Raw genomic sequence first — 18,508 nt, 5'->3', positions numbered from 1 at the left:
TGCCTCCCGTCCGGCTCAGACCGGCCGAACCTGGTCGATCAGCTCGAACAGTTCGTCGTCGTCGGCGCCGTCGATATTGTCGACAAGGTCGTCGGTCGCACCGCCCCGCAGCAGCCGCACGACGGTGTTGATCCGGTCCAGCAGCTCGTTCACCTGGTGTGGCGGCAATTCGACCGTGGCGCAACCGGTCACGAGCGCATCCAGCTGACCGGCGATTCGGCCCGCCGGGTCGTCGGCCGGTGCGATCTCCGAGCGGATGTACCGGGCCAGGGCGGCCGCGTTGGGGTAGTCGAATACGACCGTCGTCGGCAGTTTCGCACCGGTGGCCGCCTTCAACCGGTTTCGGAATTCCACCGCGCCGAGCGAATCGAATCCCAGGTCCGTGAACGCGGTTTCGGAGGGCACCGCCTCCGGCGTGGCGTGACCCAGTACCGCGGCCGCATGCGACCGGATGACGCCGAGAACGACCCGCTCCTGCTCCCCGGCGCTCAATCCGGCCAGATCGGCCAGCAGCTGCGCCGACGAGCCCGCGCCGCTGTCGGCGGCACGACGGGTCGTGCGCAGCAGGGATCTCAGCACGGCGGGCATGTCGTCGGGGTCGCCGAGCGACCGGAGGGCCGAAATGTCCAGCCGCGCCGGAACGGTCAGCGGCGGGCCCAGCGACAGGGCCGCATCGAACAATGCCATGCCCTCGTCGTCGCCGAGGGGGATCAGGCCGTCGCGACGCATTCGTTGCCGATCGCGCTCGCCCAGATGTCCGGTGATGCCCGTGGCGCGGTCCCACAGTCCCCACGCCATCGACGTGGCGGGCAGCCCAGCGCGCTGTCGCCGCTGCGCCAGGGCATCGAGGAACCCGTTCGCCGCAGCATAATTCGACTGTCCGGGGGCGCCGAGCACACCGGCGATCGAGGAATACATGACGAACGCCGACAGCTCGCGATCCGCCGTCGCCTCGTGCAGATTCCACGCGGCATCCGCCTTGGCCCGGAACACCCGGTCGATATGCTCGGGTGTCTGGGCGGAGAATACGGCGTCGTCGACGACTCCGGCGGCGTGCACGACGGCCGTCAGCGGTCGGTCGTCGGGAATCGCCGCCAGCAGCTCGTTCACGGCGGACCGATCCCCGGCATCGCAAGCCGCAACGGTGATCTCGGCGCCCAGCGCCGACAGTTCGGCGGCGAGTTCGGGCGCACCGTCGGCATCGCGTCCCCGGCGACCGGTCAGCATCAGGTGCCGGACACCGTGTTCGGTGACGAGGTGACGGGCGACGACGGCGCCGAGTCCGCCCGTGCCGCCGCTGATCAGGACGGTGCCGTCGCGATCCAGCGGCCTGGGCACGGTGAGCACGTACTTGCCGATGTGCCGCGCCTGACTGAGGTGCCGGAACGCCTCGGGCGCCCGCCGAACATCCCAGGAGGTCACCGGAAGCGGTTGCAGCACACCACTTTCGAACAGGCTCCGGAGCTCGGACAGGATGGCCCGCAATCGATCCGGGCCCGCCTCCATCAGCAGGAAGTTGCGATAGCGGACGCCCGGGTATCGCGCGGCGATCTCGTCGGGATCGCGCAGATCGGTGAGCCCCATCTCGATGAACCGCCCGCCCCGCGGCAGCAGTTCCAGCGAGGCGTCCACCTTGTCGCCCGCCAGCGAGTCGAGGACGATATCGACGCCGCGCCCGCCGGTGGCCTCCAGGAACTCGGCGGCGAACGCGGTGGTCCGGGTATTGCCGATGCGGCCGTCCTGGAATCCGTTGGCGCGCAGCGTCTGCCACTTGCCGGGACTGGCGGTGACGTAGAGGTCCAGGCCCAAATGTCGCGCCAACTGCACGGCGGCCATCCCGACGCCGCCGGTCGCCGCGTGCACCAGCAGCGACTCCCCTGCCCGCGCGGCGGCCAGATCCACCAGCGCGTAGTAGGCGGTCGCGAAGACGATCGGCGCCGCCGCAGCCTGCTCGTGGGACCAGCCGTCCGGAATCCGGATCACGGTCCGATGGTCGGCCACGACCGTGGCGCCGATACCGGTGAAGATCCCCATGACGCGGTCGCCGGGCGCGAAATCCACGACGCCGGAACCGACCTCGACCACCACACCCGACCCCTCGCCCCCGACGGGCGTGTCCGGGGTCGGGTACATGCCGAGCACGATCAGCACATCGCGGAAGTTGACTCCGGCCGCGCGCAGGGCGATGCGCACCTGACCGGGTTGCAGCGCCTCCTCGCCCTGATGCGCGAGGACCATGTTGTCGCCGTCCAGGGTGCCGCGGTCCCGGGTGGTCAGCCGCCAGTTGTCACCGGTGACCGCGGCCGCCGAACCGACCGTATCCGCTCCGGCGCGCACCAGCCGCGGGACGTACGTCTCGCCGTGCCGGAGCGCCACCTGCGACTCGGGCAGCGCGGCGGCGACGCCCACCGCCCCGCGATAGTTCTCGGGGTCGTCGACATCGAGCAGGACGATGCGTCCCGGGTGTTCGTTCTGCGCGCTGCGGAGCATGCCCCACACGGCAGCGGCCGCCAGGTCCCCGACGCTCTCGCCGCCGTGCACGGCGACACCACCCGAGGTGACGACGATGACCGGATCGTCGGCGGCGAGCATTTCCTGCACCCGCTGCTGGACGGCGGCCACCCGCGCCCGCACGGCTGTCGTGAAGTCGTCCGGCGAAGCGGTGGCACACACGCGCAGCACGACGAACTCGCGATCCGCAACGACGCAGCGCTCCGGCGCCTCGATCTCCGATCCGGCGATGACGGAACTCCACTGCGCCCGTTGCGTATTCGGTTCCGTGGGCGGCGGGACGGCAACCCATGTCAGCTCGAACAGGCCCTGGTCCGCGACCGAGGGACGGGCCCGGAGCGCGTCCAGCGAAACGGCCCGCAGCGCCAGGGATTCCGCCCGTGCCACCAGCCCGCCCGACGCATCGGTCAGTTCCACACCGACCCGGTCCGGCCCGCTCGGCGTCATCAGGACCCGCAGTTCGGATGCGCCGACGGCATGCAGGGACACGCCCTCCCACGCGAACGGCAGGCGCACCTGCCCGGATTCGGTGAGTCCGGCGGTGCCGGTCGCGATCAGGGCGTGCAGCGCCGCGTCCAGCAGCGCGGGGTGCAGCCCGAAACGCGTGGCGTCCGCCCGGCCCGCCTCGGGCAGCCGAACCTCCGCGAGAATCGAATCACCGAGGCGCCAGGTCCGTCCGAGCCCGCGGAAACACGGCCCGTAGTCGTATCCGGCCGCGGCCATGGCCTCGTAGGGGTCGTCCGCACGCGGCACCGGCACCGCACCGGCGGGAGGCCACGGGCCCGCGGCGAGCACGGCGGCGTGGACGTCGTCCGATTCCTGCAGCGTGCCGGTCGCGTGGCGGACCCAAGCCGGCTCCTCGTCGGCATCGGCCGCCGCCTGCGGCCGCGAGAAGACCGAGACCGACCGCTGTCCGGATTCCTGGGAACCTCCCACTGCCACCTGCAGTTCCACCGCGCCGCTCTCGAGCAACACCAGCGGCGCCTCCAGGACGAGTTCACCGACCACCGGGCAATGCGCCAGATCGCCCGCGTACCACAGGAGTTCGAGGAATGCCGTGCCCGGCAGCAGCGTCGTATCGCCGATCCGATGCCCGGACAGCCACGGATGCGACCGCAGCGAGAGCCGTCCCGTCAGCAGCAGCCCGCCGTCGTCGGCCACGCTGACCTTCGCACCCAGTAGTGGATGATCCGTTGCCGCCAGCCCGGCGGCCCGCACATTGCTGCCGGTGGCCACCTCCAGCCAATAGCGTTTGCGCTGGAATGCGTAGGTCGGCAGGTCGATTCGCCGGGCGTCCGCACCCTCGAACAGGTGCCGCCACCGCACCGGCACACCGCGGGAGTACGCGGCGGCCAGTCCCGAGACGAACGCCACGTCGCCCGGGACACCCGGGCGCTGCAGGGTGGCGGCGACCGTCTCGGCCTCGTCGCCGGAATCGTCGAGGATGTCGTGGACGAGGGAGGTGAGCGTGCCGCCCGGCCCCGCCTCGACGAAGCACCGCACGCTCCCCTCCTCGCGCGCCCACTGCACCGCGTCCAGATACCGGACGGGTTCCCGCAGATGACTCACCCAGTAGTCCGGCGAGCACAGCTCCTCCGCGTCGGCGACCTTCCCGGTCAGCGCGGAGATCACCGGAATCGCCGGTGGGGCGTATGCCAACCCCCGGCATACATCGGCGAATTCGGCCAGGATCGGATCCATCAGCGGCGAATGGAAGGCGTGGCTCACCCGCAGCCGGGTCGCCTGCACGCCCTCGGCGGCCAGGCGGTTCGCGATATCCTCCACCGGAGTCCGCGATCCGGAGATCACCACGGCCGCAGGACCGTTCACGGCGGCGAGGCCGACCTCGTCGCTGTGGCCGCGCACCAGGTCGGCGACGCTGTCGGCATCGGCGCCGACGGCGATCATGGCGCCGGTCGCGGGCGCCGATTGCATCAGGCGTCCGCGAGCGGCCACCAGGGTGCACGCGTCGGACAGCGTCCAGACACCCGCGATATAGGCGGCCACCACCTCACCGATCGAGTGGCCCATCACGAATTCCGGTCGCAGCTCCCATGATTCGGCCAGTCGGTAGATCGCGACCTCGGTCGCGAACAGCGCCGCCTGCGTCACTGCGGTCCGATCCAGGTCCGCCGCCGCCGCGGTGCCGGGCTCGGCGAAGACGACGTCGCGCAGCGGAATATCGAGTCGTGTCCCGAATTCCGCACAGATCTCGTCGAAGGCGTCGCGGAAGATCGGGTATCGGTGGTACAGCTCGCGGCCCATACCGGGCCGCTGTGCCCCCTGACCCGGAAACATCACCGCGGTGACGGCCCCGCCGGTGACACCGGGCGGGCGCTGCCCGTCGGCCACCGACCGCAGGCCCGAGATCAGTTCCTCGGTGTCGCGCCCGACCACCACCGCGCGATGCTCGAGCTGCGCGCGCGAACTCACCAGGGAGAACCCGATATCGACAGGATCGGCGTCGCGACCGTCCTCGATCCACGCCAGCAGCGATCCGGCCTGTGCGGCAACCGATTCCGCAGAACGACCGGTGACGATCCACGGAATCACCGGTGGCACGGAGGCATTCGCGCTCCGGTTCGACTCGACCGGGAAGTCACCCTGCTCGACGACGATGTGCGCATTGGTACCGCTGATGCCGAACGAGGACACCGCCGCCCGGCGCGGCCGATCGGACTCCGGCCAGGCCCGCGTCTCGGTCACCAGCCGCACGCCGCCCGCGGACCAATCCACATGCGGCGTCGGCTCGTCGACGTGCAGCGTCGGCGGCACCAGCCCGTACCGCATGGCCATCACCATCTTGATGAGGCCGCCGACACCGGCGGCCGCCTGCGTGTGCCCCATATTCGATTTGATCGAGCCGAGCAGCAGCGGGTTCGACCGGTCGCGTCGCGCACCGTAGGTCGACAGCAGTGCCCGCGCCTCGATGGGATCGCCGAGTGTCGTTCCGGTGCCGTGTGCCTCGACGACATCCACGTCGTCGGCGGTCAATCCGGCATCGGACAGCGCCGAGCGGATGACCCGCTGCTGGGACAGGCCGTTCGGGGCGGTCAGCCCGTTGGACGCCCCGTCGGAGTTGACCGCGGCGCCGCGCACCAGCCCGAGTATGGGGTGGCCGAGCCGCCGGGCCTCGGAAACACGCTCCAGCAGCAGCATTCCGGCGCCCTCGCTCCACGCCGTGCCGTCGGCGGCCGCCGCGAACGACTTGCACCGGCCGTCGGCCGCGAGTGCGCGCTGGGTGGAGAACGCGACGAACGCGGCCGGTGTGGTCATGACCGTCACGCCGCCCGCCAGCGCCATCGACGACTCCCCGGAGCGCAGCGAGCGCATGGCCTGGTGGATCGCGACCAGCGACGACGAGCACGCGGTGTCGACGGTGACCGCCGGGCCCTCCAGCCCCAGCACATACGCCACCCGGCCCGAGGCGATGCTGGCGGCCTGGCCGGTCATCAGGAACTGCTGAATCCCCTCGCGCGCACGATCATCCATGTCCCGGGCGGTCGGGCCCTGGGAGTCGGACATCATGCCGATGAACACCCCGGTCTCGCTGCCGCGCATGGTCACCGGGTCGATCCCGGCCCGCTCGATGGCCTCCCATGCCGTCTCCAGCACCAGCCGCTGCTGCGGATCCATGGCCAGCGCCTCGCGCGGGCTGATCCCGAAGAAGTCGGCATCGAATTCGGTGGCGCCACCGACGAATCCGCCGGTCTTCACATACGACCGGCCCGGCCGCCCGGGCTCCGGATCGAAGACGCCATCGATATCCCACCCGCGATCCGCGGGCCACTCCGATACCAGGTCGGTGCCCTCGACAACCGCCTGCCACAGCTGCTCGGGGGTAGCCACACCGCCCGGGTAGCGGCAGGCCATCCCGACGATCGCGATGGGTTCACTCGCCCGCGACTCCACGTCCTCCAGGCGTTTCCGGGTGGTCTGCAGCTCCCGGACGGCCTTCTTCACGTACGAGCGAAGCTCGTTCTCACTCGCCATTGCGCAAACATCTCCTGCATCAGTGGGTTTCGGAGAGGGAGCAGCTCAGCGACCGGCATCCCATCGAGACCCCGCGCTCATACGGCCGCGGGCGATCGGCCAGCGACTTGCTCGGAACACTGACCAGCGCCACGCTACGACACCGCGTGACCGAAGTCTGCTGTCACAGTGAGACTTTGGGAAATGACCAACGATCCCGCAGTGGTGTCTGACAATCTCCAAACACATTGCCGTGCGATTGCGGGGCTCGTTAGGGTCGGTCGCCATGGCGTGGACCTCCGATCTCATACCGGACCAGCACGGCCGGACATTCGTCATCACCGGGGCGAACGGCGGCCTGGGTACGGAACTGACGCGTGCCCTGGCCGCCCGCGGTGCCACGGTGGTCATGGCGTGCCGCGACACCACGGCGGCACAGCGGATCGCCGACCGTCTCGGCGGCGACATCTCGGTGGCGCCACTGGATCTGGCCGATCTGTCCTCGGTCCGTCGCTTCGCGCGGCACTGCGGAGACATCGACGTGCTGATCAACAATGCCGGGCTGATGAACGTCCCGTTCGCGCGGACGGCCGACGGGTTCGAGCGGCACCTCGCCGTCAACCACCTCGGCCACTTCGCATTGACCGGGCTGCTGCTCGATCGCCTCCGCGACCGCGTCGTCTCGGTCTCCAGCATCGCCCACGGCTGGACGCGCTCGCTCCGCACCGACGATCCGGGCTTCGAACACCGCCGGTTCGTGCGGCCGCTGGCCTACGCCGAATCCAAGCTCGCCACACTGATGTTCGGCCGCGAACTGCAGCATCGTTTTCGCGAATCGTCCGCGCCGCTGAAGTCCTTCACGGCGCATCCCGGCATCGCACCGACGAAGCTGGTCGCCAGGACCGAGACGCCGCTGGACCTCGTGGCCGAGCCGTTCATCCGGCTGATCGGCCAATCACGTTCCGCCGCGGCGCAATCCATTCTGTTCGCGGCCGCCGCGACGGATGCGGATCCCGAGATCTACTGGGGTCCGACCCGGATGTTCAACACACGCGGGCCGGTCGGGCCGTCACCGTCGAGCCGGTTGTCCCGCGACCGGGCACACGGGCTCCGGCTCTGGGGCATGTCCGAGCGGGCGACCGGCGTCCGATACCGGACGAGCACTCGGGAGGCCGTCCGTGAAGATCAGTAGTCTCCGGCTCCTCGCCTGCACGGTGCTCGCCGCCCTCCTCGCGGCGTCCGGCACCCCCGCGATCTCCGGCGCCCAGCCGATATACCCGGCGCCCGACCCGGATCCGTTCTATGCCGCGCCCGCGGATATCGCGTCCCGCGGCCCCGGCGAGGTCCTGGATGTCCGGGAGCAGCCGAACCTGCCCTACTTCCCCACGGCCACAGTCACTTTGGTGAAGTTCCGGTCATCCGACTCGCGCGGTGGACCGATCGCCGCGACGACCACGGTCCTCACCCCGGCCAACCACCGGCCCGGGGCGCCGCTGCTGTCGTATCAGCACATCATCAACGGCCTGGGCACCCAGTGCGCGGTCTCGCGGGCCCTCTACGCCTACGACCCGAATCTGCTCTATCGGGCCGTGCCCCTGCTCAATACGATGCTGCTGCGGGGGTGGAGCGTCGCTCTCCCCGACCATCTCGGCCCGCGGGTCGCCTACGGCGCGGCCCGGCTCGGCGGTCAGATCACCCTCGACGGAATCCGTGCCGCGCAACGGGTTTCCGCACTGGGACTCGCGGACAGCCCGGCCGCGATGCTCGGCTACTCCGGCGGCGGCATGGCCACCGCGTGGGCCGCCGCGCTCGCCCCGAGCTACGCGCCGGACCTCCGCATCGCCGGATCCGCGGCGGGCGGCGTGCCGATGAATATCGCGACGATGGCGCGCGGGCTGGGCCTCGCCCCGCACCCCATGTTCGGGCTGGCCATGGCCGCGGCGCTCGGACTGGAGCGGGAATATCCCGACCGGCTGCCGATCAGCGACCAACTGAACGCCACCGGACTGGCGGTGCGCGACGCCATGGCCAACGGCTGCACGGTCGAACTCATCGCGCACGGCGCCATGCACAGCGCCGCCGAGCTGGCCGCGACCACATCTTTGATCGACGACCCGCGGGTGTGGCAGGTCGGCGAGGAGAACAGCCTGGAGATCTTCGACGGCATACCGTCGGCGCCGATCTTCGAGTGGCACACCCCGATCGACCCGCTCATCCCCGTCGACGCGATCGATCGGACGACGGAGCGGTACTGCCGCGCCGGCGTGCCGGTGCAGTCCGAATTGTATTCGAGCCCAGACCATCTCGCCGCGGCGGTGATGGGCTTCCCCGCCGCCGTGGCCTGGCTCGACGCCCGATTCCGCGGCGAGCCCGCGCCCAGCACCTGCTGATCCGCACCCCCACACCACCGAAGGATGACCCATGCGTCGGATGTTGACGACCGTCCTGGCGTTGCTGCTGTGCGCCCTGTCGGTCAGCGCGCTCGCACCGTCGGCGACAACCCAGCCGCTGTATCCCACCCCCGATCCGGACCCGTTCTTCGCTCCCCCGGGTAATCTGGCCGACCTCGCTCCCGGGGATGTCGTCCGAATGCGGAAGCTCGACACCGGCCCGTATGCCGGTACCGCGATCTGGCACGTCGCATTCCGTTCCACCAATTCCGCGGGCGATCCCATCATGGCGGTGACCACGGCCCTGATCCCCGCCGGAGTGCCGAATCCGCCGCTGGTGTCGTATCAGGCATTGATCAATTCGCTGGGCACCAAGTGCAATCCGTCGCATTCGCTGCTCAACGAGGAAACTCTGGATTCGCTGGGAGCCGTCCTTCCGCTCGGCCGCGGCTGGGCGATCGCGCTCCCGGATTATCTCGGCCCCAATGTCGCCTACGGCGCGGCGCGGCTGAGCGGCATGGTGACACTCGACAGCGTCAAGGCCCTGCAACGCGCGCCGGAACTCGGGCTCGGACAATCCCCGATCGCGCTCGCCGGATATTCCGGCGGCGGCATGGCCAGCGCGTGGGCGGCGGCGCTGCAGCCCACGTATGCCCCGGACCTGAAGCTGGCCGCGGTGGCGGCCGGCGGCATTCCGGCGGATCTCGAGCAGATGGCGCTGGGAATCGGATTCGGCCCGCACCCCGGATTCGGCCTGGCCTGGGCCGCCGCGATGGGGCTCGAACGCGAGTACCCCGAACGCCTGCCGATCTCCGACCAGCTCAACGACACCGGCCTGTGGTTCCGCGACTTCACCCATGACGAATGCCGTCGTTTCCTGCTGTTCCACGGCGCATTCCGCAATGCGGAGCAACTCGCGGCGACCAAGAGCCTCATGGACAGCCCCGATGCGCGAGCCGTCCTGCACGAGAACAGCCTGCGCAGATATCCGGGCCTGCCGCAGGCGCCCACCTTCATCTGGCAGGGCGTCTACGACGAACTGACTCCGTTCGACGCCGTTGCCGACGTCGCGGCCCGATATTGCCGCGAGGGCGTGCCGTTGTCGTTCTCCCGCTACGACATCGCCGAACATATGACCACCGCGGTCGCCGGATTACCCGAGGCGTGGAACTTCATCGAGGCCCGCTTCCGGAACGAGCCGCCGCCGACCCGCTGCTGAATTGTGGTGAACACCAATGCTCATCGCGCTACCCGACCGAGATTCCAGCAAGCCCCGAGAGCGCCTCGCGGCATCGATCGCCGCGGTTAACGTTCGATAGCTGGAGGAAAGCGGGGGTGGAAGGAAACGCTATGAGAGTCTATCCCCAGGTTCGATCGAGCCTGACGATCTCGGGCAGTCCGATGTCGTCGGCACTGCGGGACGTGCCCAAGCTGTCGCGGCAGATGGTCCGGCATTTCATCGACAATGTCGCGCCGTGCGGGACGCTGCCCGGCGACGCCCTGCGCGGTGATGTCACCGCGATCACCCGCACCTGCCTGGAGCTGGCGACCAGCATGCTCGACGGGCGAAATATCCCCGAGAAGATCGAATATCTGCAGGAGGCGGCGAGGCAGTGGGCGCGGGAGGGCATCCCGATCCACACCATTCACCACGCCATCCACGAGGGATTCAAGATCGGCTTCGATATGGTCGTCACCGCGGCGGCGTCGAAGTTCCGCCCGCCCGGCAGCGCGGCGGACGAATCGACACTCGCGCTCACCACAGCGGATTTCGACAGCCTCATGAACGGCGCCCGGCTCGTCGTCGACATGCTGGACACCATGACCTCGACGGTGTCGACGGCCTACTTCCACGAACTGCGCGCCGTGGCCGGTGAACACCACACCGCCGTGCACACGCTCACCACCGCGCTGCTGAGCGGCCGCTCCACCACGGTCATGGCCCGCGAGTGCGGCGTCGAGATCGCGAATTCGTATCACGTGCTCGCGGTGGCGATCGGCAAGCACGCGGACGAGCAGAATCTCCGGTTGAACGCCCGGGTCGTCGCCCGCCGCAAGCTCCGGCGGCTGCAGGCCGAGCTCGCGACCCGCTGCGACGAGACGGCGCTGTCGCTGCTCTCGATCGACGGTGGGACGGTGCTGCTGCCGGTCACCGCGCACGGGTGCGATCTCGACGAGTTGGTGGGTCAGCTGTCCCGCGCGGCCGATGCCCCGGTCACCGTGACCGTCGCGCAATCCGATCCCGAGCGAATTCCGCACGCCGCCAATCAGGCTCACGAACTCCTGGACATGGTGCAGCGGCTGCAGTGCGCCCCCGGGCTGTACCGGTTCAACGATCTGGCGCTCGAGTTCCAGCTGACCCGGCCCGGCCCCGGCCGCGAAAGCCTTGCGCGGCTGCTGGATCCGCTCGACCGGCATCCCGAGATGCTCGAAACGCTGCAGCGGCACATCGGCAACAACTTCAACCGGCGGCGCACGGCGCGCGCCATGCATGTGCACACGAATACGGTCGACTATCGGCTCCGGCGGATCGGCCAGCTGACCGGCCTCGATCCGGCGGAGGTGTACGGGCTGTGGTACCTGCGCGCCGCGCTGGTCGCGCGCACCTACCGCAATACCGATCGCCGGGGAGCCTAGGCGCTACAGGATCGCCACGGGCGCAACGGGTGTCCCGGTGGCACCCACGAACGGTTCCGGCATCGCGGACAGGAAGAATTCGTATCGTCCCTCCTCCGCGCATGTCGCGGACAGCTCCTCCAGATTCCAGTTCTGCCCCTGCAGCATTCCCATCTCCACCAGGTGCAGCGCGTGCACGGCCAGCCAGAGGTTCTCGATCTCCGGCGGCATGATCTCGAACGTCAAGGTGTCGTTGGCGACGGCCGCGACATCGCGGGCGTGGAACCATCGCGGGCAGCGCACCGAAAGGCCCGGCGACGGCATCGCGTACCCGGTGCGGTCGCCCGCGAGGAACAGCCGCATCTGCCCGGTCCGGACCAGCACCACGTCACCGGCCCGCACCCGCACCCGTCCGAATTCCTCCGCCGCGGCCAGATCGTCCGGTGTCACCGCGTGATCCCCCGCGAGCCGGTCCACGCCGCGCGCGGCCGCCACATCGAGCAGCACACCGCGCGACACCACGTGCAGCGCCTTCTCCATCCCGCTGAAGGCGGCCCCGTCGTGCGCGGTGATGCTGTCGGCGGGCCGCCCGTTGTAGATCCGTCCCTCGTACGAGACGTGCGTCCACGCGTCCCAGTGGGTTCCGGCCTGCAGGCCGAGGGTCACCACGTCGTCGCTCACGGCCACGGTTCCCGGCCCGAACAGCTCCCGGTTCACCGCGACCATGCTGTGCAGCGGATTCACCCGGCCCTTGATCATGCCGGTCTGAATACCCTTGTGACTCAGCGGGACCGCCAGTGGCACCCGGCGCCCGCTCCGCACGCAGGCCGCCGCGGCCCGCACCACGTCGTCGGTGACGAGATTGAGCGTCCCGATCTCGTCCTCGGAACCCCAACGCCCCCAGTTGTTCACGCTCGCGGCGAGGTCGACGAACTCCGACGGTGGTGCCATACCGGAGAAAGATACCGGCCGGGATCCGTGCTCGGACGAAGGGGGACTCGCCGCTCAGTACACGGCGAACGTCGTCACGCTCGGGCTGTCTCGCCGCTCAATATACGGCGAACGTCGTCACACTCTGGCTGTCTCGCCGCTCAATATACGGCGAAAGTCGTCACACTCTGGCTGTGCGGAAGATCGGTGTCGAGGGTGAAGGTCACCTGGCCGGGCCCGGTGACCAGCCGCACGTTGCCGAGTTGCGGTCCGCCCCACCAGAACGGGAAACCGTTGCCGCTGCCGAGGAAGACCGAACCCGAACCGGAGGCCCCGGTGTCGAGGTTGTGCCAGTTCACCACCGCGGTGACCGAACACCACGGGGCAGGCACGCCGAACACCTTCAGCCAGCCCTTCAGCTGCAGATCGACCGTTCCCGGAACGTCACCGTCCGGATAGACATTGCCCTGACCCCACACCTCGCCCGCGCACCCGAGCCCGTGCACGCCGGTGGAGGTCATCGGCAGGCTGACCGGAATGTAGTTCGACGCCGTGGCGGGCGCACTCGCGCCGACCAGTGCCGCGATCGCGACGGCGACGACGGCCGACGCCGTGCCGAGCTTCCTCTTCGACATACTGCAACCCTTCGCCTCGGTTCCCGACCTCACGCGGATACGCAGGTCACGATGGCCGCGCGGACTGCCGCAAGCCACGATGATCTTCCCGGTACATCGCCGGTACGCCCGCGAACGCTACGCCCGCACCCGTCGCCGCACTCGGACCGAGGCTGCACTGGCGACTTTCAGCCATCCGAAACACTGTCGTCCCATTTGTTCTATTTGTGCGAATCCCTTTTAGCTGCAACGGATTTGCCCACCGGAAGACCCTGTACCTAGATCATCGGGACGCCTACGCTGGATTGTGGCGCGAACCGACCGGTCGCCGCCGAACTATCGAGCCCGACACCGGAATCGAGGGAACCGAAGTGCGAACCGACGGAGACACCTGGGACATCGTCAGCAGCGTGGGCGCGACGGCACTGGGGGTGGCGACCTTCCGGGCGATCGAAACCGCCCGGACCGACGCCATGATCCGCGACGACTGCGCCCGGCTGTTCGTCGAGGCCGCCGGTGATCCGCACTTCATCGAGACGATCGACGATCCGCCGACCGACGGGCCGGTGCTCCGGATGATCGGTCTCCGGACCACGTTCTTCGACGAATTCTTCGGCGCGGCAACGGATGCCGGGATCCGGCAGGCGGTGATCGTGGCCTCCGGGCTGGACGCGCGGGCGTATCGCCTGCAGTGGCCCGCGGGCGGCACGCTGTACGAGATCGATCAGCCCAAGGTGCTGGAGTTCAAGCAGCGCGTACTGGCCGACCACGGCATCGCCCCCGGAGTCGAATTGCGTTCGGTACCGGTCGATCTGCGCGACGACTGGCCTGGCGCGCTCGCCGCCGCGGGCTTCGATCCCGACCTGCCTACGGCGTGGTCGGCCGAAGGGCTGCTGCCGTATCTGCCTGGTGCGGCGCAGGATTCGCTGTTCGAACGCATCGATGCCCTGTCGGCGCCGGGCAGCCGGGTATCGGTGGAGTGCTTCACCGGGCGGCCCGACCTCGCGCGGTTCTCGGCGATCGAACAGGCCCAGTTCGACAGGAATCCGTTCGGCGACCTCGACGTCTCCGAGCTGTTCTACGACGACGATCGCGCGGATCCGGCGCAGTGGCTGTCCGAGCACGGCTGGTCGGTCCGGGCCGACAGCGTGGCGGACCTGGCCACGCACTACCACCAGCCGGTCCCCGAACTGCCCGCGGAAGCCGAGCACATGTCCGCGGCGACCGCGTACCTCACCGCGCAGAAATAGGCTGCGCCCCAAGGGAAACTGTCAGCCGAGACCGAGCCCCCCGTCGGCCACCCCGAGCGGGTCCGGCGGGGACGGCACGGTCTCGACATCGGCCGGGGCGGATAAGGCGGTGTCGGCGCCCAGCCCCTTCTCCGCAGCGGCGGTGCGGATCGCGTCCACGACGATCAGCAGCGCGGCGCGCCGCGCCGTATTCGTGCGGTAGGCCAGCGACACGGTCCGGGTGAGCACGTCGCCGAGTACGACGATGTCCACCCCCGCCGGGCGCAACGCCAGCCCGAGGTCGGACACCAGCGTCACGCCCAGTCCGGCCGCGACCATCGCCATCGCGGTCGCCTGTTCCTCCACCTCGTGGTGGATCCGCGGTGCGAGCCCGACGGATTGGAACGCCAGTCGCGCCGAATGCCCGAAGTGCGAATGGGCGGGCGCGACGATCCACGGGTGCTCGGCCAGTTCGGCCAGCGTCACGCTGGCCGCCGGTACCGCACCGGCCGGGACGGCCGCGTAGATCCGTTCGACGGCGATGACCGCGCGCTCCAGGCCGCGGTCCCAGGTCGTCGGATAGTTCGAGTAGTCGATCACGAACGACAGGTCCAGCGCACCGTCGCGGACCGCCGCGGCCGTCGCCTCCGGCGGGAGTTCCCGCGTCCGCACCAGAATGCCCGGATGGGTGCGCGCGAGGGCGGTCAGCGCGTCCGGTAGCAGGCCGGATGCCACCGAGGCCCACACCCCCGCGGTGAGCTTCGCCGTCACCGACTCGCCCGCCTCCTCGAGGGCCTGGGTCGCGCGCTCGACCGAGGCGAGAATCTCCTCCGCATGCTCGGCGAGCAGCACCCCGACGTCGGTGAGCTGGACCCGGCGCCCCCGTCGCTCGAACAGCCGGGTGCCGACATCGCGTTCCAGCTGCGCGAGTTGCTGGGAGACTGCCGAGGCGGTGTAGTGCAGCGCGCTCGCGGCCGCCGTGATCGTGCCGCGCCGACGCAGCTCACGCAGCATTCGAAGGCGGGGGAGCGACAGATCCATGGCACCGAGCCTAATTGGGGTATGCAAGGCGAAGCTTGCGGAGCCGGGGCGGGGCGGACGCGGCGTTGTTCAGGATCGGTGAACACGTCCGTGAAAGAACCGTAAATAGACGGGAAGACAGGTTTAACCGCAGGCTGGTGGCACCGGACGCGAGCCACCGACCGGAAACGACAGGGACCGGACGGGATCGCGCGACCGGAGGCGATTCCCTGTGATCGGTGGTGGCCGGAACGACGACGCAGAGGAGGTAGATCGCCGTGACGACGATGCAGAACCCGGCTGGGGGCACCCCGCAGGTGACCGCGCAGACCGTTCCGACCATCCCCGCGGCCGTTGCCGCTCCCCCCGCGATCCGCCGTTCCGAGCCGTACATGCGGCTGCAGTGGAACGACTCACAGACCGGCGCCGTCGGCTATCTCGTCGTCCACACGTTGCGCGCCGGACTGGCCACCGGCGGCACCCGGATGCGCGCGGGCTGCACCCTGACCGAGGTCGAGGACCTCGCCCGCGGCATGGCCAACAAGACCGCCACGTTCGACCTGCCGATCGGCGGCGCGAAGGGCGGCATCGACTTCGATCCCAAGGACCCGCGCGCCGTCGACGTGCTGCAGCGCTTCTGCGAGGCGATGCGCCCGTGGCTCGACGCGCACTGGGTGACCGCGGAGGACCTCGGTGTCCCGCAGCACCTGATCGACGAGGTCTTCGAGAAGCTCGGCCTGGGCCAGAGCTACCACGCCGCGATCCGCCGTGCCGACGACCCGGCCGCGACGCTGGAACGCGTCCGAAACGGGCTGAACGCCGCGGTCGAGGGCGGATTCCTGCTGGGCGACGTGATCGGCGGCTACGGTGTCGCGCACGCCTGCCTCGCCGCCGCGGTCTCCTGGGGCCGGCCGCCCGCCGAGACGACCGCCGCGATTCAGGGTGTCGGCACCATGGGCGGGGCGGCCGCCTACTACCTGCACGAGGCCGGGATGAAGGTCACGACGGTCGCCGATGCGGCGGGCACCCTGCACTGCGCCGCGGGTCTGGACATCCCGGCGCTGCTGGACCTGCGCGACGGCTACGGCGAGATCGACCGCACCCGGCTGCCGGAGGGCATCGAACAGCTGCCGCGCAACGCGGTCCTGTCCGCCGACGTCGACATCCTGGTCCCGGCGGCGATCTCGTACGCGATCACGCCGGACAACTCCTACGACGTCCGCGCCCGCGTCATCGTCGAGGCCGCGAACGCCGCGACCACACCGGAGGCGGAGGCCATGCTCGCCGCCCGCGGCGTCCCGGTGCTGCCGGACTTCGTCGCCAATGCCGGGGCCGTGGCCTGGGCGTGGTGGCTGCTGCTCGGCGAGGTCGACGACAACCCGGAGAACTCGTTCGACCGGCTCCGCACCGTCATGCACAGCAAGGTCGCGCAGTTGCTGGCCGTCTGGACGGAAGAGGGCGTCACGCCGCGCGAGACCGGCCACACCTGGGCCGACGGCCCCGCGCCGGTGGCCGGTCCGGTCGCCATTCCCTGACCCTGCACCCTGCAGCAATTCATCGCTGATCAGCGGCCCCTCGACCGAAGCCCTGGCATGGGGGCCGCAGTCCGACATACACCATGTCGGACTGCGGCCCCCATCGTCGTTGCTCTCGCCCCTCTGCAACGGAACGAAGTCGACCACGAGCGCCTGACCGCGGCGACAGGCACCGCTAGAGCCCGGCGGGTCGCGGCTGCGGCTGACATCCCGGCACTGACGCATGTGCGGGCGGCCGGGCACATCGTCGCCACCGAAACTTGCGGCGGCAGGCCGCTGGTGTGGCATTCGCAGACCTTCAATCACCTGGCGCCGCTCCCTCACTGACCGAGCCTCTTCTGCGGGTCGCGGTCCGCAGCTCTGTTTGTCGCCTGGCTGCCATAGGCACTTCGTCGCCGAGCTAGGACCCCGCATCGCGCCGACCTCCGCTCACCGCCCAACCGGTGAGGCAGGTCACGATTCGCCAGCCTTGTCATATACCCCCCAGGGGTATAACTTTCTCTTCGTCGGAAGAACGAAGATCGAAAGGCCGGAGCGATGACCACCCAGAACCACACCACCCACAACGGCGCCCACGCGGATCACGCAGGCCACACCGAGCAAGGAGCCCACGGCAACCACGCAACCCGCGACGACCACGCAGCCCACGGCAACCACGCAACCCACGGCAACCACGCAACCCACGGCAACCACGCAACCCACGGCAACCACGCAACCCACGGCAACCACGCAACCCACGGCAACCACGCAGCCCACGGTGACCACGCAGCGCAGGGTGACCACGCAGCCCATGGCGCGCACGAGGCCCACGCTGGGCACCCAACCCACGGCGCGCACGATGCTCACGCCGGGCACGGCGGCGGGCTGCCGGGCGGGCTGCAGATCACTCAGGACGGGTACACGCTGCAGCTCGCTGAGCAGATCGTGCAGCCTGGCGATATCGACTTCCGGTTCCGGATCCTGGGGCCGGACAACCGCCCCGTCACCGACTACGACGGCCTGCACGACCGGGACCTGCACCTGATCGTCGTGCAGCGCGAGCTGACCGGGTTTTGGCACGTCCACCCCGAACTGGGCGCCGACGGCACCTGGGCGGTGCGGCTGAACCTGCCCGCGGCCGGTGCCTACCGGGTGTTCACCGATATCCAGCCCACGGCCCTCGGCCGGACCCTCACCCTCGGTGCGGATCTCGCGGTGGCGGGCGCCTACGACCCGCGGCCCATCCCGGCGACGACGCGGACCGCCGTCGTCGACGAGTACGAGGTCACCCTCGACGGCGACCTGGTTCCCGGTGCGGGGCAACTGCTCACGCTGACGGTCCGCAAGGACGGCGAGCCGGTCACCGACCTGCAGCCCTACCTCGCCGCCTACGGCCACCTGGTGGTGCTGCGCGGCGGCGACCTCGCCTACGTCCACGTGCACCCGAACGGCGAACCGGGCGACGGCGTCACGGCTCCCGGGCCGGAGATCACCTTCCACACGGTCGTGCCCGGTCCCGGAACGTATCGGCTGTTCCTGGATTTCAAGCACGGCGACACCGTCCGCACCGCCGCCTTCACCCTGCCCACCACCGCGGGCACTGAAAACCACTGAGCGAGCGGGCAATCCGCCCGCCCGGCACCGAAAGGAGCACCCATGTGCGAGTGCCGCTGTCCCAGCACCCGTGACCCACCCCCTTCTCCTTCAAGGAC

The 18,508-nt window shown here is 69.8% G+C and carries 11 protein-coding genes; 7 read left to right on the top strand and 4 right to left on the bottom strand.

All coding sequences use genetic code 11. The features are described from left to right. Positions 1 to 15 precede the first annotated feature (15 nt). Entirely contained in the window at positions 16 to 6,504 is a 6,489-nt protein-coding gene (locus NM1_RS14670; RefSeq protein WP_068019720.1) for a type I polyketide synthase, read from the bottom strand. 265 nt (positions 6,505 to 6,769) lie between these two features. Between NM1_RS14670 and NM1_RS14665 the strand changes: the two genes are divergently transcribed. From NM1_RS14665 to NM1_RS14650, 4 genes are all read left to right on the top strand, one after another. Next, positions 6,770 to 7,675 carry an SDR family NAD(P)-dependent oxidoreductase gene (locus NM1_RS14665; RefSeq protein ID WP_068019718.1) on the top strand — a complete coding sequence of 302 codons (906 nt, stop codon included), beginning with the start codon at positions 6,770 to 6,772 and terminating at the stop codon, positions 7,673 to 7,675. Continuing rightward, positions 7,662 to 8,873 (top strand): lipase family protein, encoded by a 1,212-nt coding sequence (locus NM1_RS14660; protein WP_373864040.1) that lies wholly within the window; start codon positions 7,662 to 7,664, stop codon positions 8,871 to 8,873. The genes NM1_RS14665 and NM1_RS14660 overlap by 14 nt, the downstream gene beginning before the upstream one ends. A 31-nt stretch (positions 8,874 to 8,904) precedes the next feature. Then, on the top strand, positions 8,905 to 10,092 hold the full coding sequence (locus NM1_RS14655; RefSeq protein WP_068019714.1) for a lipase family protein: 1,188 nt from the start codon (positions 8,905 to 8,907) through the stop codon (positions 10,090 to 10,092). A 131-nt stretch (positions 10,093 to 10,223) separates the two neighbouring features. Then, positions 10,224 to 11,510: a PucR family transcriptional regulator gene (locus NM1_RS14650; RefSeq protein WP_068019712.1), complete on the top strand. Its 1,287-nt coding sequence runs from the start codon at positions 10,224 to 10,226 to the stop codon at positions 11,508 to 11,510. Between the two features lie 3 nt (positions 11,511 to 11,513). On the opposite strand, the gene NM1_RS14645 is transcribed toward NM1_RS14650, so the two are convergent. Next, on the bottom strand, positions 11,514 to 12,440 hold the full coding sequence (locus tag NM1_RS14645; protein WP_068019707.1) for a cyclase family protein: 927 nt from the start codon (positions 12,438 to 12,440) through the stop codon (positions 11,514 to 11,516). Between the two features lie 140 nt (positions 12,441 to 12,580). Further along, positions 12,581 to 13,054 carry a hypothetical protein gene (locus tag NM1_RS14640; RefSeq protein ID WP_068019705.1) on the bottom strand — a complete coding sequence of 158 codons (474 nt, stop codon included), beginning with the start codon at positions 13,052 to 13,054 and terminating at the stop codon, positions 12,581 to 12,583. 350 nt (positions 13,055 to 13,404) lie between these two features. Here NM1_RS14640 and NM1_RS14635 point away from each other — a divergent pair, with 350 nt between their 5' ends. Continuing rightward, positions 13,405 to 14,283: a class I SAM-dependent methyltransferase gene (locus NM1_RS14635; RefSeq protein WP_068019813.1), complete on the top strand. Its 879-nt coding sequence runs from the start codon at positions 13,405 to 13,407 to the stop codon at positions 14,281 to 14,283. Positions 14,284 to 14,304: 21 nt separating this feature from the next. Here NM1_RS14635 and NM1_RS14630 read toward each other — a convergent pair whose 3' ends face one another. Further along, positions 14,305 to 15,303 (bottom strand): LysR family transcriptional regulator, encoded by a 999-nt coding sequence (locus NM1_RS14630; RefSeq protein ID WP_084519619.1) that lies wholly within the window; start codon positions 15,301 to 15,303, stop codon positions 14,305 to 14,307. 266 nt (positions 15,304 to 15,569) lie between these two features. On the opposite strand from NM1_RS14630, the gene NM1_RS14625 reads away from it, so the two are divergent. Next, on the top strand, positions 15,570 to 16,817 hold the full coding sequence (locus NM1_RS14625; protein WP_084519618.1) for a Glu/Leu/Phe/Val dehydrogenase dimerization domain-containing protein: 1,248 nt from the start codon (positions 15,570 to 15,572) through the stop codon (positions 16,815 to 16,817). A gap of 537 nt (positions 16,818 to 17,354) precedes the next feature. Continuing rightward, positions 17,355 to 18,410, top strand: a complete 1,056-nt coding sequence (locus NM1_RS14620; protein ID WP_114699738.1) for a DUF8832 domain-containing protein — start codon at positions 17,355 to 17,357, stop codon at positions 18,408 to 18,410. The last annotated feature ends 98 nt before the right edge of the window (positions 18,411 to 18,508 follow it).

The sequence above is a fragment of the Nocardia mexicana NBRC 108244 genome (assembly GCF_001613165.1).
GTDB classification, from domain to species: Bacteria; Actinomycetota; Actinomycetes; order Mycobacteriales; family Mycobacteriaceae; genus Nocardia; species Nocardia mexicana.
This window is presented reverse-complemented; position numbering and strand designations above follow the sequence as displayed.

Coding starts and splice junctions, on each gene's coding strand:
- NM1_RS14670 (WP_068019720.1), bottom strand. CDS start 6,504: ATGGCGAGTGAGAACGAGCTTCGCTCGTACGTGAAGAAGGCCGTCCGG.
- NM1_RS14665 (WP_068019718.1), top strand. CDS start 6,770: ATGGCGTGGACCTCCGATCTCATACCGGACCAGCACGGCCGGACATTC.
- NM1_RS14655 (WP_068019714.1), top strand. CDS start 8,905: ATGCGTCGGATGTTGACGACCGTCCTGGCGTTGCTGCTGTGCGCCCTG.
- NM1_RS14650 (WP_068019712.1), top strand. CDS start 10,224: ATGAGAGTCTATCCCCAGGTTCGATCGAGCCTGACGATCTCGGGCAGT.
- NM1_RS14645 (WP_068019707.1), bottom strand. CDS start 12,440: ATGGCACCACCGTCGGAGTTCGTCGACCTCGCCGCGAGCGTGAACAAC.
- NM1_RS14640 (WP_068019705.1), bottom strand. CDS start 13,054: ATGTCGAAGAGGAAGCTCGGCACGGCGTCGGCCGTCGTCGCCGTCGCG.
- NM1_RS14630 (WP_084519619.1), bottom strand. CDS start 15,303: ATGGATCTGTCGCTCCCCCGCCTTCGAATGCTGCGTGAGCTGCGTCGG.
- NM1_RS14625 (WP_084519618.1), top strand. CDS start 15,570: ATGCAGAACCCGGCTGGGGGCACCCCGCAGGTGACCGCGCAGACCGTT.
- NM1_RS14620 (WP_114699738.1), top strand. CDS start 17,355: ATGACCACCCAGAACCACACCACCCACAACGGCGCCCACGCGGATCAC.